15 protein-coding genes and 2 pseudogenes are annotated in these 14269 nt (G+C 68.5%); 10 read left to right on the top strand and 7 right to left on the bottom strand.

The features are described from left to right. Entirely contained in the window at window positions 1-912 is a 912-nt protein-coding gene (locus tag ABZ192_RS36640) for an aminoglycoside phosphotransferase family protein (RefSeq protein ID WP_356928787.1), read from the top strand. A gap of 318 nt (window positions 913-1230) precedes the next feature. Here ABZ192_RS36640 and ABZ192_RS36635 read toward each other — a convergent pair whose 3' ends face one another. Then, window positions 1231-1431, bottom strand: a complete 201-nt coding sequence (locus tag ABZ192_RS36635) for a hypothetical protein (RefSeq protein WP_356928786.1) — start codon at window positions 1429-1431, stop codon at window positions 1231-1233. Between the two features lie 289 nt (window positions 1432-1720). Between ABZ192_RS36635 and ABZ192_RS36630 the strand changes: the two genes are divergently transcribed. Together ABZ192_RS36630 and ABZ192_RS36625 are read left to right on the top strand one after the other, a co-directional pair. Then, the gene (locus tag ABZ192_RS36630; RefSeq protein ID WP_356928785.1) at window positions 1721-2086 is read left to right on the top strand and encodes a hypothetical protein; all 366 of its coding nucleotides are present in this window, start codon (window positions 1721-1723) and stop codon (window positions 2084-2086) included. A 287-nt stretch (window positions 2087-2373) separates the two neighbouring features. After that, entirely contained in the window at window positions 2374-2787 is a 414-nt protein-coding gene (locus ABZ192_RS36625) for a hypothetical protein (RefSeq protein WP_356928784.1), read from the top strand. Window positions 2788-3157: 370 nt separating this feature from the next. Here ABZ192_RS36625 and ABZ192_RS36620 read toward each other — a convergent pair whose 3' ends face one another. Beyond that, window positions 3158-4609, bottom strand: a complete 1452-nt coding sequence (locus ABZ192_RS36620) for a transposase (RefSeq protein ID WP_356928783.1) — start codon at window positions 4607-4609, stop codon at window positions 3158-3160. 190 nt (window positions 4610-4799) lie between these two features. Between ABZ192_RS36620 and ABZ192_RS36615 the strand changes: the two genes are divergently transcribed. Continuing rightward, window positions 4800-5456, top strand: coding sequence for a maleylpyruvate isomerase family mycothiol-dependent enzyme (locus tag ABZ192_RS36615; RefSeq protein WP_356928782.1), 657 nt, complete (start codon window positions 4800-4802; stop codon window positions 5454-5456). Window positions 5457-5476: 20 nt separating this feature from the next. Here the strand turns inward: ABZ192_RS36615 and ABZ192_RS36610 are convergent, their stop codons facing one another. After that, window positions 5477-6697, bottom strand: coding sequence for an IS110 family transposase (locus ABZ192_RS36610; RefSeq protein WP_356928781.1), 1221 nt, complete (start codon window positions 6695-6697; stop codon window positions 5477-5479). A gap of 282 nt (window positions 6698-6979) precedes the next feature. Here ABZ192_RS36610 and ABZ192_RS36605 point away from each other — a divergent pair, with 282 nt between their 5' ends. The 4 genes and pseudogenes from ABZ192_RS36605 (at window position 6980) to ABZ192_RS36590 (ending at window position 8898) form a co-directional block, all read left to right on the top strand. Further along, window positions 6980-7339 carry a transposase gene (locus tag ABZ192_RS36605; protein WP_356928780.1) on the top strand — a complete coding sequence of 120 codons (360 nt, stop codon included), beginning with the start codon at window positions 6980-6982 and terminating at the stop codon, window positions 7337-7339. After that, window positions 7275-7891: pseudogene (locus tag ABZ192_RS36600) on the top strand (IS3 family transposase); the annotation flags it as partial. The gene ABZ192_RS36605 and the pseudogene ABZ192_RS36600, both read left to right, overlap by 65 nt. A gap of 27 nt (window positions 7892-7918) precedes the next feature. Next, complete coding sequence (locus ABZ192_RS36595) at window positions 7919-8146, top strand: integrase core domain-containing protein (RefSeq protein WP_356928823.1); 228 nt, start codon at window positions 7919-7921, stop codon at window positions 8144-8146. Between the two features lie 428 nt (window positions 8147-8574). Next, a complete protein-coding gene (locus tag ABZ192_RS36590) occupies window positions 8575-8898 on the top strand; it encodes a hypothetical protein (protein ID WP_356928779.1) in 324 nt (107 codons plus the stop codon). Here ABZ192_RS36590 and ABZ192_RS36585 read toward each other — a convergent pair. Further along, a complete protein-coding gene (locus tag ABZ192_RS36585) occupies window positions 8895-9134 on the bottom strand; it encodes a hypothetical protein (RefSeq protein ID WP_356928778.1) in 240 nt (79 codons plus the stop codon). The genes ABZ192_RS36590 and ABZ192_RS36585 overlap by 4 nt on opposite strands. A gap of 399 nt (window positions 9135-9533) precedes the next feature. On the opposite strand from ABZ192_RS36585, the gene ABZ192_RS36580 reads away from it, so the two are divergent. Next, window positions 9534-10055 carry a hypothetical protein gene (locus tag ABZ192_RS36580; protein WP_356928777.1) on the top strand — a complete coding sequence of 174 codons (522 nt, stop codon included), beginning with the start codon at window positions 9534-9536 and terminating at the stop codon, window positions 10053-10055. Between the two features lie 182 nt (window positions 10056-10237). On the opposite strand, the gene ABZ192_RS36575 is transcribed toward ABZ192_RS36580, so the two are convergent. After that, window positions 10238-10504, bottom strand: coding sequence for a peptidase inhibitor family I36 protein (locus ABZ192_RS36575; protein ID WP_356928776.1), 267 nt, complete (start codon window positions 10502-10504; stop codon window positions 10238-10240). 444 nt (window positions 10505-10948) lie between these two features. After that, entirely contained in the window at window positions 10949-11203 is a 255-nt protein-coding gene (locus tag ABZ192_RS36570; protein WP_356928775.1) for a hypothetical protein, read from the bottom strand. Window positions 11204-11451: 248 nt separating this feature from the next. On the opposite strand from ABZ192_RS36570, the pseudogene ABZ192_RS36565 reads away from it, so the two are divergent. Further along, window positions 11452-11673: pseudogene (locus tag ABZ192_RS36565) on the top strand (LacI family DNA-binding transcriptional regulator); the annotation flags it as partial. A 14-nt stretch (window positions 11674-11687) separates the two neighbouring features. Here the strand turns inward: ABZ192_RS36565 and ABZ192_RS36560 are convergent. Continuing rightward, window positions 11688-14162: a SpoIIE family protein phosphatase gene (locus ABZ192_RS36560; protein WP_356928774.1), complete on the bottom strand. Its 2475-nt coding sequence runs from the start codon at window positions 14160-14162 to the stop codon at window positions 11688-11690. Window positions 14163-14269: the final 107 nt, after the last annotated feature.

Below are 14269 nucleotides of genomic sequence, written 5' to 3'. Positions count from 1 at the left end.
GTGAACCGGCACCTGGAGGTCGGCGAACGGATCATCAGAACCGAGGCGCTGCACGGCGGCATCACCGCCGAAATGCGGAGGCTGACCATCGGCACGCGGGACGGAGGCACCCGTGACCTGGTGCTGCGGACCTACGTCAACCCGTACTACGTGGAGCACGCCGAGGACGGGCTGAGCAGGGAGGCCGGTGCCCTGACCCTGCTCCCGGGGACCAGTGTGCCGGCTCCTGAACTGGTCGCGGTTGATCTGACCGCCGCGCACTGCGAGTATCCATCGCTCCTTATGACACATCTGGCGGGCCGACCGGTCCTCAACGATGAGGGACTGGAGACGCGCGTCCCTTTGCTGGCCCGTCAACTCGTGGCGATCCACGCGTTGCGACCCGCTGAGCGGCCACGGAAGTACGTGACGTTGACGACCGCCGACACCGTCGTGACTCCGAAGGGCGCCGACGCGACGGTATGGGCCGCGGCGATCGACGTGATCCGCAAGCCCGCGCCGCCCTATGAAGGGCGATTCCTGCACCGGGACTTCCAGCCCGGCAATGTGCTGTTCGACGTGCCGCCCTCAAGGCCGGCAGGTGCCCGGATCACCGGCGTCGTCGACTGGGCATCGACCTCCTGGGGCCCGGCGGATCTCGATGTAGCGCACTGCTCCGTCAATCTCGCACTGCTGCACGGACCGGAGTGGGGTCTGCGGTTCCCCGAGGCGTATGAGGAGGCCGGCGGGGTGCTGGCCGCGGCCGCGAGCGAGCGGCTGTACTGGCTCGTACGGGACGGGATGGCCGCCTCAGAAGAAGTGCAGTCGGTGTCGCAGCCATGGCGGGAGGCAGGGAGGACAGAGCTGACGACGCGAGCCGTGGAGGAGCGACTGGATGCCTACGTCACCGCCCTGATGGGCACGCTGGGCTGAGCCAAGACGGTCCGGGCCGACGCCAGCCTCATCGTTCAGCGCTCAATCAAGTGCGGAATCGAGCAGACTCTGGGGAATTCGGGCATCCCATCACTCGAACCGCGCGTGAGGGCCGCTGCCTGAAGTCCCGGGTATCAAACCTGACGCGGTGGTCCACCTACGTCCTGCCGCGCCCTCCAGCAGGGAGTGAGCAGCTCGGCGGCGAGGTCGCACACCGCAAGAGCCTAGGCTGGTCCAGTCACCATCGCAAGGCGCACCTCGGCCAGGCCGAGGCGGACTGAACGCCGCGCCAGGCGCGTCTCCATCGGCCCATCATCGTCACCCTGAAGAGCCGAACTCAGTAATGTCACTGAACCGGAGGTGACCGACCATCCCGAAGACGACCAAGTCCCACACGTCCTTGAGGCGTTCGGTCTCCGGCGTCGCGCCGAGCCGGTCGATACTGGTCGTGAAGGCGGCCACCAGCTGGCACTGCAGCCGGGTCAAACCCGTGAGGTCGATCTCGCTGATCGATCCCACCTGCTGGCGACGGACCGTGTCACACAGGGGCCTGAGCGAGTGGTCCTTGGTCTTGGCCCCGGACCGCGTCCTCTCCTGCAGACCGAAGATGATCTCTGCGACCAGCAGCTCGGGCAGACCGCAGCATCGGCTCCCTCAGCGTCCACGTCACGCACCATGCCTTCCACGCTGGTCGGCCGCCGTTCGAGTGCGAGTGCATGACCCGAGCACTGGCTCAGGCGGGCTGGGCGATCTTCCCGCGTGACGCCGCTCGCCGGTTCCTTGCGAGCGGAAAGGTCCTTGTGTGGTCATGGAGTTGTCGGCGCAGGCCGGGCCCGGAGTAGAGAAGGCCGCCGAGCAGACGGTCGAGAGTGCATGTCACCTCGCGGACCTCGCGGGCCCGGACGGGAGCACGGTGGCCGCCGAGGACGTCCTTGACGCGGTTGACACCCTCACCGAGACCCTTGGCGGCGCCGGCGAGGACCTCGCACAGGCCCTTGCCGCGGTGGCGACTGCCACCGCCCAGGCGCGTCGGCGCCTGGGTATCACCGTGGACGACCAGGCGCCCGGGCGGGACAGCGCGGCGTCGGCGCCCGTAGCGCGCGGCCAGGAGCACAGGCTGCCCAGGCGTCGGGGGCTCGGTCCGGGCTTCCGGGGCATCCGTACCGACCGCTGAGTGCCTGTTTGGGTTTCGACAGCTCAGGGGTTCACGAGCGTCACGGCTGGCCGGACGCGCGGGCCGATCGCTTCTTCAAGTATCTGTGGCATGACCAGCACCTCTCACCAGGAGCACCCACATGTCATCGTTAGGCTTCGGGCGGGAGGTGCTGTTCGGTCCTCCGTGCCGGAGAAGAGCGCGAGGCGGCCCGCCAGGGCTTCAGCAGCAGCCTCAGCGTCGTCGCTGGTTCCCCGGCTGAGCTGCACCCTTGACCTCAACCTTGGTTGAGGCGCAACACTCGGCGCATGGAGATCACAAAGAGCAGCACCATTCTCTTCCGTAACACCATGCGCATCACGGGTGGTCACCTCGACGGTTTCCGGCGAGCCATCGCGCAGGCGGTGGCATTCGCTCAAGAGCACGGCCCTCAGCTCATGGTCGAGGTCTTCATCGACGAGGAGCGGATGCTGGCGCACAGCTTCCAGCTCTATCGCGACTCCGATGCCATCCGCGCCCACTGGCGGCTGTCGGATCCGTACATCCGCGAGGTGATGGAGCACTGCAGTGTGCAGCACTTCGAGATATTCGGTGCACCGGACCATGACATCGTGGCGGCCCTCAAGACCCCTGATGGCGAATCCTTCCCCTTCGTCATCTCGCCGCGCCTCGCCGGCTTCAACCGTCTTGGGGCGCCCGGCTTGGGTGAATCACACCCTTAGCTGGGTTTCGTGACTCCTTGAATGGATCTGTTGCCGCCTGATGGTGTGGCTGCGGGGCAGAATCCGCCGGTCCGCGCTTGGTGATCTGTGATGTGACCGGGTGAGTGAACGCAAGCCGTACCCGAGCGACTTATCGGACGAGCACTGGGTGTTGATGGAGCCGGTGATCACCGCGTGGAAGGCGAGCTGACCCGGCGCCTGCCCGAGGAACGCGCCGCGTACCAGGGCGTGGAGGCCGGTGCGCGGCGAGGCGCCTCGGTGCGGTGGGCCAGCCGGTGCCCGGCGGCTCGCCCTTACCGGCGGGCTAGGCGTTCACCAGGTGTGTGGCGGTGACCGCTTCCCGGGTGGGGGGGCTGGTTAACCTTGTTCTTTAATCTTCCAACCGTTGTAGGGCGGTAACGGTCTTCTCGCGGCGGACGGTTTTGCCCACGTCATAGCGGGGTGCCCGGTGCTTATTCAGGGTGCCGGGCGGTCGCCCGGGGCCGGGCCGGTGCGGTTTTGGTGCTCTGGCGGGGCAGGGCATGTGTTGGCGGAGGTTCCGAAACGTGCGCCGCACCCGCGCGGGAGTGAGCCGGTGTGGTGCGTCGGCTTCTCCCACGGGTGTCGCAGATCGAGAGTGATCAGGCGGGCGAGTCTGAGCTGGGTGTAGGCGGCGGTGATCAGCCACGTCCACCGGTCGGCCGCTTCCGGTTCTCGCAGCCGGGGCGCGTCCAGCCCAGCGTCTGCTTGAACAGGCGGACGTGGGTTCCAGATCGAAGCGTCGCAGGAATGCCTGCCAGGCCCGGTTGACGTCCGCGTCGTCGGTGCCGGTCTTCGAGGACCACAACCACACCGCCGGGGCCGCCCGGTCCTTCGACAGGTGCTCAACCTCGAGCCGGATCAGCGTGCCTTCGACCAGCGGGAGTTCGCCCTCGTGGTCCAGCCAGGCGGCTCGATGGGGCAGACGCGGGGGGACCCAGTCCCACGCCTGCGCGGTCGCCTTGCCGTAGTTCGCGGTGGCGGTGCGAGTGGTGACGGCGGGCTCGGGCCAGGTCTCGGGCCTGGTGAAGCGGAAGTCCGGGCCGTGCCTCGGCGGGCGGCCGCCCTTCGGGTCGTAGACGCGCGGCCGCATCACACGGTCACCGCGAACACGGCCGACCAGCTCAACGGGCAGATCCCGCAACACCCAGGCCAGACGGGTCACGCCGTAGCCGGCGTCCGCCACGATGACGATGTCCGATTCACCCGGCGCCCACTGCCCCGCCGCGACGAGCCGTTCGACAACGCCGCGGAGCTGGGCGGCGGTAACCGCGGTGGCGTCATCGGCCGGTCCCAGACGGACCGTGTCCAGGATCTGCGTCCACGAGGTGGCGCCCATCTCCAGCACGGCGACGAACGAGTACGGCCAGCCGGGGATGAACTGCGAGGCCGTCTTCGCCCGCCCGTAGACGTGGCAGAAAGTGGGTCCGGCGAGCACGGCGCGTCCGACCGCAGCCACGGCGACACATCGACGGCCAGGACCAGGCGCCCGTCCGGGAAGCGGGGCAGCGAAGCGGGGCAGCGACAGGCCAGCCAGCGACGACCGCAGCCGGTCGGTGTCAATCCGGCCCTGGTTGAGGCCGTCGTACATCGCACCGTGTCCACGGCGGTGTTCGGGCAGGAGCGTCAGCACGACTGCCGAGCGCACCGCGCCGGGCGGCGCACACAGCACCGCGTCCGCCAGCTCCAAGAGCTCATCACCACGTCCGGTCAGACACGCGTATAACTCGTCCCGGAAGCGTGACGCTTGTCCTACCGCAGCTTCAGGCAGCAGACCCACCCTCACGACCTTCGTCTCGTTCACCGCACCTTGATCGAGGTACATGATCAAACGAAGGCCGCCTCAGCGTCAGGAGAATGCCCAGGTGAGCGGCTTGGTTCGAGACCGTTTCGACAGGGGAAGGTCGAACAGGCTGCGCCACGCGGGTGCAGTCGATGAGTTTGGGCGGCGATAGGAGTCTGAGGCAGCACACCCGATCTCTGGAGGCTGCCCTATGGCTGAACCACACGCTTTGGAAACTCGGAGAGCTCTGGAACGGGCGATCCACGTCGAGCGGTTGGCGCTCGCTCAAGACCTCGCCGAGCTCAGCGAAGCCCAATGGGCGAAAGCATCACTGTGTGAACGCTGGACCGTGGAGCAGGTCGTAGCCCACCTGACGGCAGGTGCCAGCACGAGGATGTGGCGCTGGCTGCTGAGCATGCTGGCCGCACGGTTCAACCCCGATCTGCACAACGACCGACGGCTCGCAAAGCACCGTGGTGCTACACCTGAAGAGACCTTGCGGCGATTTCGCGCGGTTGTCGCCGGGCCCGCCGGGCCGACAGGACATACTGCGGCCTGGCTGGGCGAAATAGTCGTCCACAGCGAGGACATCCGTCGGCCATTGGGTCTTGTGCGGACACCCCCGGTGGCCACCACGACTGCCGTGGCCCGGTTCTTCGCCAGCCGCGATTTCACCGTCGCGAGCAAGACTGCAATCGCGGGCTTGCGGCTCGAGGCCACAGACGGACCGTTCACCACCGGCTCGGGGGATCTGCTCCGGGGGCCGACCCTCTCGCTGGTGATGGGGATGGCCGGCCGCGCAGCGGCCTGCGAGGACCTTGAAGGGGACGGTGCGGCAGTCCTGCGTGCCCGACTGCGCTCAGGTTAAAGAACTTCCCAATGACGATGTCAAGCCGGTGCCGTGACGGTTGGTAGGGCCTCGTAACACTCTCCGTCGCGGAGCATGGCCCACAAGACGTTGGCTCGTCGGCGGGCCAGAGCGAGCAGGGCCTGCTTGTGTCCCTTGCCCTCATTTCGCTTGCGCCCGTAGTACGCCTGGGAGGCGGAGCAGGTTCTCAGACTGGCCATCGCGGAGAGGTAGAAGGCCCGGAGCAGGCCGCGATGGTAGCGGCGCGGGCGACGCATGTTGCCGCTGACGCGGCCGGAGTCCCGGGGCACGGGTGAGAGGCCCGCGAAGGACGCGAGGCGGTCGGCCGTGCCGAAAGCCTCCAGGTCGCCACCGGTGGCGGCGATGAACTCGGCGCCGAGGAGGGTGCCCATGCCGGGCAGGCTCCGGATCACCGTTGCGTGTCGGTGCTCGTTGAACCGGGCCTCGATGAGCGCGTCGAGTTCGGCGATCTCCTCGTCGAGGGCCAGCACGCCCTTGGCGATGCGGGCGACCATGGCGGCTGCGAGGGTCTCTCCCGGCAGTGCGGTGTGCTGGGCCCTGGCCGCCTCGACGGCTGTCTCGGCGAGCCCGGCGGCGTTCTTCACCTTGCGGTTCCTCAGCCAGGTTCCGATCCGCCTGGCCCCGCTGCGGCGGATCGCTGCCGGCGCCTGGTAGCCGGTCAGCAGGACGACCGGCCCCTTCTTGTTCAGGTTCAGCATGCGCTCCAACGCTGGGAAGAACTCCAGCAGTTGAGCCCGCAGCCGGTTGGTCTGACGGGTCCGGTCGTTGACCAGATCGAGGCGGCGGGCGGTCAGGGTGCGCAGGTCGACGGCTATCTCGTCGCCGGGCCGCAGGGGACCAAGGTGCTGGCGCATGCGTGCCTGGTCGGCGATCACGAACGCGTCCTTCTCGTCCGTCTTGCCCTGGCCGCGGTAGGCCGTCGACGCCTGGTGCACGGCCAGGCCGGTGATGTAGACCATCGGCTGCTCGTGGCTGAGCAGGAGGCCGATGAGCAGGGCAGCGCCACCGTGGTTGACGTCCACCGCCCACAGGGCGTCCTCGGAGAGGGCAAGTACGTCGGCGATCAGTTCCAGCAGGGCCGGTTCGTCGTTGAAGACTCGGCGTGAAAGGAGGCGTTCACCGCGCTCGTCGACCACTACGCAGTGGTGGTGTTCCTTGCCGATGTCCACTCCGGCCCAGATCTGGGGCACGGTCACCTCCGCCAGCTCGTCGTCACACATCGATCCCGCAGACGACCTCGCCGACGTTGTCCTACACAGCGATCGAGTCGCGTATCCCAATTAGCGGTCGAGTCGTCGCGGGGCTCCGGGCGGCCAAGTTCTTTGAGCCATCCAACGGCGACAAGCGCACAGCCATACCCAAAAACCCCTGGGTCCGCCGATCTTACGAATGACCAGCTCAGACCCACGCTCGGAAGGTAGGACAAGCTGTGGGCTTGATCCGCTTTGACGGACATCCGAGATCAGGGGTTCAGTCCCGGGAGGATGTCCATCATGGAGAGCATGGGGAAGAAGAAGCCTCGCCCTCGTCGCTCGTTCACGCCGGAGTCCAAGGCGGAGATCGTCGAGCTGTGCCGACGCGGTGACCGTTCGGTCGGTCAGATCGCCAAGGACTTCGATCTGACCGAGACGGCGGTGCGTGACTGGGTGAAGCAGGCCGAGGTCGATGCGGGTGAGCGGGACGGCCTGACCAGCGGCGAACGCGAGGACTGGCCGCACTGCGGCGGGAGAACCGCCGTCTGCGTGAGGACGTCGACATCCTCAGGCGGGCTACGGCTTTCTTCGCGAAGGAGACCCGGTGACGGTGCACCCGTTCATCGAGGCGGAGAAGCGTGCAGGTCACAGGGTCAATCGAGCCTGTGAGCTGTTGAAGGTCTCCTGGACCGCCTTCTATGCCCGCCGCGCTGCCAAGCCTGGTCCCCGCGCGGTCCGTGACGCCGTGCTGGCGGAACAGATCGCGGACGTCCACACGAGATCGCGGGGAACCTATGGCGCCCCGCGCGTCCATGCCGTGCTCAAGCGGGAAGGCGCCGGATGCGGCCGCCGACGTGTCGCGCGGCTGATGCGGGCTGCCGGCCTGCAGGGCCGACACCGCAGACGACGGCACCTGACGACGATCTGCGATCCACGGGCTGCCCTGCGGCCCGATCTCGTCGTCCGGGACTTCCAGCCCGACCCCGCCGGCCTGGATACCCGCTGGTGCGGCGACATCACTTACATCGCCACGGAGGAGGGCTGGCTCTATCTGGCCACCGTCATCGACATCGCGTCCCGTCGCGTGGTCGGCTGGGCGTCGGCGACCGCCTGCGGACCGATCTGGTCGCCGACGCCCTCACGGCCGCCTGCCGCAAGCGCCGTCCCGCCCGGCCGGTGATCTTCCACTCGGATCGCGGCTGTCAGTACACCAGCCAGCAATTCGCCGCACTGGCAGACCAGTTGGGGGTGCGTCTGTCGGTCGGCCGCACCGGACAGTGCTGGGACAACGCACTCGCCGAGTCGTTCTTCGCCACCATCAAGAGGGAGTTGCTCGACACGAGCTCCTGGCCCAGCCGGGCCGCCGCGCGAACCGCGATCTTCGATTACATCGAGGGCTGGCACAACTTGCACCGTCTGCACAGCAGCCTCGGCTACCGCAGTCCCGCCGAATACGAGACCGTACTCGCAGCCTGACCACCACACCAATGGTGTCCGTCAAAGCGGAACAAGCTCACCCTTCGGGATCCGGTGCGTCCGTCCACAGCCCGACACGATCGAGCTGGTCGTTGAGAACGAGCAGCGCGCCAGAAGGCTGCTGACATGGCTGCTCCTTTCCTACGAACCAGGCGGCGAAGTCCACGGCATGCCGGGACTATGGATCCGGCAGCGCACGCGCAGGGGCGTCGAGCTGCACATCGCTGGCCAACGCACCTCCGCCTGGCTAACCGGGCCGGACCCGAAGATCTGGAAGCGCACGGAGACAGAGAGCCTCGAGCACGCTGCGGACCTCGGGTGGAGGCCCTGTGGCGCGGGCCAGAGAAGTGGTCAGTGGAAGAGCTGTCCTTCGAGCAGCAGTGGAATACAGGGCGAGTGGACCAGACAGTTCCGATCTGGCGCCTGGAGTGCAAGCGGACTCCTACGGCATCGGCCTCTTCCACACACTCACAGCCGCTGACGCTGTCACCGGCTACAAGGGGCTGGGCATCAAGGGCTATGACGGCAGCGGGCCGGTGCGATGGTGCCTGGACATCATCCACCGCTCCGGTGTCCGCTATCAGAAGCAGGAGCTGGTCAGCGCGCTGATGGATCCCGAATTCGGGCTGCCTGTCGCCCGATCGGGACATCTGGATGCGAGCTATCCACCAGAGACCATGGAGAATTGGGTCCGTCTCGACGATGAGGGCCGTACGGGCCTCATCGAACTCCGCTTCACCACCCGCAACTAGGGCATGACGATGAACGCCCATGCCACGGTGGACATCCCCAGTGTGATGATCCCCGCATCCAGCACGGCCCCCCATCGCCCGCCGCTGCCCCATGCCGCCATCAGGCTGACCAAGCCGGCGGCGAAGCACCGGTAGGCCGCCAGATACAGCACGTCGGCCGGTGACGGGAACGGCACCAGCGTGCCCGCGGCCTGGAAGAAGCCGAAGATGACGTCCGCCACCGTGAACAGCCCCATGCCGGCAGCGAACAGGTACCAGGACCGGCTCGGGCGCGGCCGGTGCCACCGGACGCCGACGACAATCGACACCGTGGAGCACGCCGCAAGCACCGGGGAGAGCAGGTGACGTAGGTCGCGGTGACCACGACGAAACGATGATCACTGCGGCGCCGACGGCCAGAAACCACCACCAGGCGTTCCTGCGCCAGCGCAGCGCCTTGCTCTGCGCCTCCTGCATGACACCTCCGCGGACGTGACCCATGGTCCTGGCCGGGGGCCTGGGTCGGATGGCCCACAGGGGCTGCTGTGTGGTGCGTTACCGCGTGCTGGTCAGTGCAGGGTTCCTGAGGAGGCGCGTGGCCATCGCGGCACTCCGGCGTGGGCATGGCGCCGGCCGGCCGCGGGCAGTGGTGAACTATGGCTACGGATGGTGGCGTTGCGCCCGGCGTGCAGGTCTGCTCTCTCAAGGTTGATACGCCGCAGCTGATCCCGCCGGGGACCGCGTACAAGATCGTCCGTTTCCCCTTCGGAGCGGCGGAGTCGACGGACCGATTCGGAATGCACCAAGCCGTCCAGCCGGACGGCTACGGGGTGAGTGACTGGGCGACGGACGACCGTAGCGGCTTGATCTGGCCGTCCAAAGCCGGCTGGGGCCACCTGCACGCGATGATCCAGTGGGAGGCCGCCGGCGGCACGGGCGGCTACAGCGAGCTGCGCGACCAGTATGTACGTGACCCGCTGGGCCTGACGCCCCATCCCTACGACACCACGGCGACCGAGCACCGCACGCCGACACCCGGCGGCCAGTTCTACGTCAAGAACCACGGCCTCTTCGTCGATCCGGGCACCCCGGTTGCGCTCCGTGTCACGCACAACGACGCCAGCTCGCGTCTGTTGACCCTCGCCGAGTTCAAGCTCGTCATCCACGATGCCGCCTAATCACGAACCGGGGGGGCTCGCTTCGTGCAGTGATCCTCAGCTACCGGCGGATCACGGCCTGGCGGCCGACGTGCGGGGCATGGCTGGGCCGCTGGGCCATACCGACGGGCGGGCCCGGGGCGGAGCGGCTTGGGTCCGGCTTGTGCTGCGGGTGGTTGAGCCGGAGTCGTTGCGGTTGATTTTCACGGAGCGGTCTGGTCGTTGCGGTTGGAGCCCGTGCAGGTCGTGGATGGAGCCGCCGCGGCGGTTACGCACGCCCACCGACCGCTGTGGTTGCGCTTCTCATACACGCGGGCGGTGCGGTCGGAGTTGTTGCGGATGGAACTGCCGTGGTCACGGATCGCGGAGGGGAGGTCCTTCGCGCTGACGTCCACCGCGCGCCTCACCCACGGCTGACCACCGAAGTTGATCTCGGGCTGGATGCACACGTGACCGGATTGGCGGTCCATCGCAGCCCGCGTCGCGCTGACCTCGCTGGACGCGGTAGTCGGAGGGGCCATGGGCAGGAGGCCAGGGCGGCGACGGCCCCGGGCATGCACCACATTCTTGTCACGCACTACACATACTGGTTCGCGCAGTACATCAGCACGCTGCAGGCAACTGGCCAAGCTCGCGGAGAGCCAGGGCAAGGGCCGTAGCCCGGGGCCTGCTGGGGACATCGCTGAAGGAGTACCGCGAGCCGACCCGGCGCCGCCCGGGGAGCGCGCGGCGTACAGGGCGTGGAGGCCGCGCGCGGCGAGGCGCCCAGCAGGCTCTCCGGGAGGCGTGGGAGACGGTCAGGGAGAGTCGGTTCGCCCAGAGCCTCGGTGCGGCGGGCCGGCCGGTGCCCGGCGGCTCGCCCTTTCCGGCGGGCCGCACCAGGTGTGTCGGCGATCGCTTCCCGGGTGGGCTGGTTATTGGGTGGTGTGGGTGAGCCAGCGGTGCAGTGCGGTGTGGACGTAGTCGGGCAGCGTGCTGAGATGGTCGATGGCCTCGCGGTCACCCGGCATGGGGGCGACTCCGGCGGTGGTCAGTGCCGCGTGGAGTTCCAGGCGGTGCACATCCCGCGGGGCGAGGGTGAGGTTGAGGCGCTGGGCGGGGTTGGGCGGCGGCAGCAGGAAGTCGTCGTGTGCCCAGGACGGCCGGTCAGGCGTGGTGGTATGGGCCATGGACAGGCTCCTCTCAAAGCTTGGGGTTGCAGAGGGGGACTTTGCGCGCGGGGAAGCCGGTTGCGGTCGGCGTAAGGGTCCACCCGGATGCAGCACAGCCGCGTGGAATGCTCCTATGACCTGGTGACTGCTGGGGACTGCTTGCGCCGCTGCTGGGTGAGAGCCCCAGGAGCCGCGCCTGGCGGCATCTGACCGATTGTCCCTGGATGCAGGGGGAACCGGTTCGACCACTTCACCAAGGGCGGCCCGTGAACAGCGGCGAGATTGCCAAACGGGCCGGTGTCTCGCGGAGCACCGTGTCCTACGCCTCGAGCGGGAAACGTCCTGTGTCCGAGGACACCCGTCAGAGGATCCAGCCGGTCATCGACGAGCTGGGCTACCGGCCCAACGCGAGTGCGCGGGCCTTGGCGAACGGCCGGACCAACACCGTCGGTCTGGTCTTCCCGCCGGCCGGGAACCACTACACCGGCGGCGCCGGTGTGCGTCAGCCGCTCGCACCGGGCCGGCTATCGCGTTCGCGCATACGTTCTTCCGGCAGTGGCTGTTCCGTCCAGATCGTCTTGCCGACGGAGGTCTGACGACTGCCCCAGCGCTCGGCGACCTGGGCGACGAGCAGCAGGCCGCGTCCGCCCTCGTCGAAGATGCGGGCCTGCCGCAGGTGCGGGGCGGTGCTGCTGCCGTCGGAGACTTCGCAGATGAGTGCGTCGGCGCGGATGAGCCGCAGCTCGACGGGGCTGTTGCCGTACCGGATGGCGTTGGTGACCAGCTCGCTGACGATCAACTCGGTGGCGAACTCGAGCTCGCCCAGCCCCCAGGTGTCCAGCTGCTCGGCCGCCACCTTGCGGGCCCCGGCGACGGCCGCGGGATCCATGGGCAGCTGCCAGGTGTGTACCTGGTCCGCGCTGAGAGTGGAGGTGCGGGCCAGGAGCAGGACGATGTCGTCGGCAGGGGGGTCGGGCAGTACCTTGCGCAGCACTTCGTCGCAGGTTTCCTCCAGGTCGGCGGCCGGGCGGCGCAGCGCTTCGCGCAGCAGGTCGAGTCCGACGTCGATGTCGCGGTCGGGGGACTCGATCAGGCCGTCGGTGTAGAGGGCGAGCAGGCTGCCCTCGCCCACGTCGACCCGGGCGGCCTCGAAGGGCAGTCCGCCCAGGCCGAGAGGCGGCCCGGGGGGCAGGTCCAGCACTTGGACGGTGCCGTCGGAGGTCACCAGTACGGGCGGTGGGTGCCCGGCCCGTGCCAGGTCGCAGCGGCCGGTGACGGGATCGTAGACGGCGTAGAGGCAGGTGGCGCCTACCTCCCCCAAGGCCTCCTCCGCCTGCCCTCGCGTATCCGGGCCTTCCTCCCGGTCGAGGCGGATGACCAGGTCGTCCAGGCGTGTGAGCAGCTCGTCGGGCGCGAAGTCGGCGTCGGCGAGGGTGCGTACCGCGGTGCGCAGGCGGCCCATCGTGGCCGAGGCGTGCACGCCGTGGCCCACTACGTCGCCGACCACCAGCGCGACCCGCCCCCCGGACAGGGCGATCACGTCGAACCAGTCTCCGCCGATCTCGTCCCCCGAACCGGCGGGGAGGTACCGGTAGGCGAGGTCCACCGCATCCGTCCCCGGCAGCCGCTCGGGCAGCAGGCTGCGCTGGAGGGTGAGCGCGGTCCGGTGCTCGCGGGTGTAGCGACGGGCGTTGTCGATGCTCACGGCCGCCCTGGCGGCGATCTCATCGGCGAGCGTCAGATCGTCCTGGACGAAGGGATCCGCAGTGCGGTGCCGCAGAAGCTGCATCACACCCAGGGTGACGCCCCGCGCTCTCAGTGGCACCATCATCACCGAATGGATCTTGAATCGCCGCATGCTCTCGGCGCGGGCCGGGGAGGCCGTCGACCATGCGCGCAGCAGCGGATCGCCCGCGCCGTAGTGGCTGGCCCGACCGGTGATCAAGGCCTGCGCCGGTGGGGAGCCGGGAGGGTAGACGTCGGTGTCACCTGTCGGAACGACGGATTCCGGACATCCCCGGAGCACCGACCGTTTCGCGGTACGGCGGCAGACGACCGGCGTTCCGGGGGGTACCGGTTGTGGCTCGCGTCCCTGGACGACCGACTCCAGCAGGTCGACGGAGGCGAAGTCGGCGAACCCGGTCACCGCCACCTCGGCCAGTTCCTCTGCTGTCCGGGTCACATCGAGCGTGCTGCCGATGCGCTCGCTGGCGTCGTTCAGCACGGCGAGGCGACGCCGGGCCCAGTACTGCTCGGTGATGTCGATCACCAGCGCCGACATCCCCGACACCGCGCCCGCCTGGTCCTTGAGCGGGGAGAGGAAGAGCGACCAGGCGTGATCGCGGACTTCGCCCGAGGCCCGGAACGGCTGATTCTCGCGGAAGATCATCTCACCGGTGCGCACGACGTGGTGTTGAAGACGGTCGATCTCGTCCATGGGCGGGGTGGGATAGATCTCCCACAACGTCCGACCCCTCATCTCCTCCGGCGTCAGCCCCATGGCACGGCTCATCACCTGGTTGCAGGTGACGAACCGCGCCTCGCTGTCGTAGACGGCCACGGGCAACGGGAGCTGCGCGAGCGTGAGGTCCCACAGCGCCGCCACCTCCGCATCGGTCGGCCTGGAGGCGTACGTCACCGCCGCCGGGGTGACGATCCAGTGAGTGGCGCCGTACATGTCCGCCAGCGGCGTGCCCCGGATCTGCACGGTGACTCGGTCTCCGTGCCGGTTACGCAGCACCACGTCGCTCGTCCACGGTTCCCTGGCGGCCAGGTGGCGCCGCATCGCGAAGGGCAGCCTCGCGGCGAGCAGGCCGGCGGCCAGCCGACCCACCACTTCCTCACGCTCGTAGCCGAGCAGTCGCACGGCTCCGGCGCTCCACATCGTGACGGCTCCGCGGGCGTCGATGACGACCGCGAAGTCGTCGGGTGCGGCTACTCCCCTTGCTCCTGTGGTCGTGTCGGGCTCGTTGTCCATGGAGTATCCCGACCTCGTTCCTGCCGCGCCAAGGCACAGCACTGCGTCCCCCGTCACGGGGTGCTGCCTCCAGCATCCCGCCGCGGGACACGGCGCTCAACCGGCCG

It is taken from the genome of Streptomyces sp. NPDC006235 (genome assembly GCF_040613735.1).
Taxonomy (GTDB): Bacteria; Actinomycetota; Actinomycetes; order Streptomycetales; family Streptomycetaceae; genus Streptomyces.
This window is presented reverse-complemented; position numbering and strand designations above follow the sequence as displayed.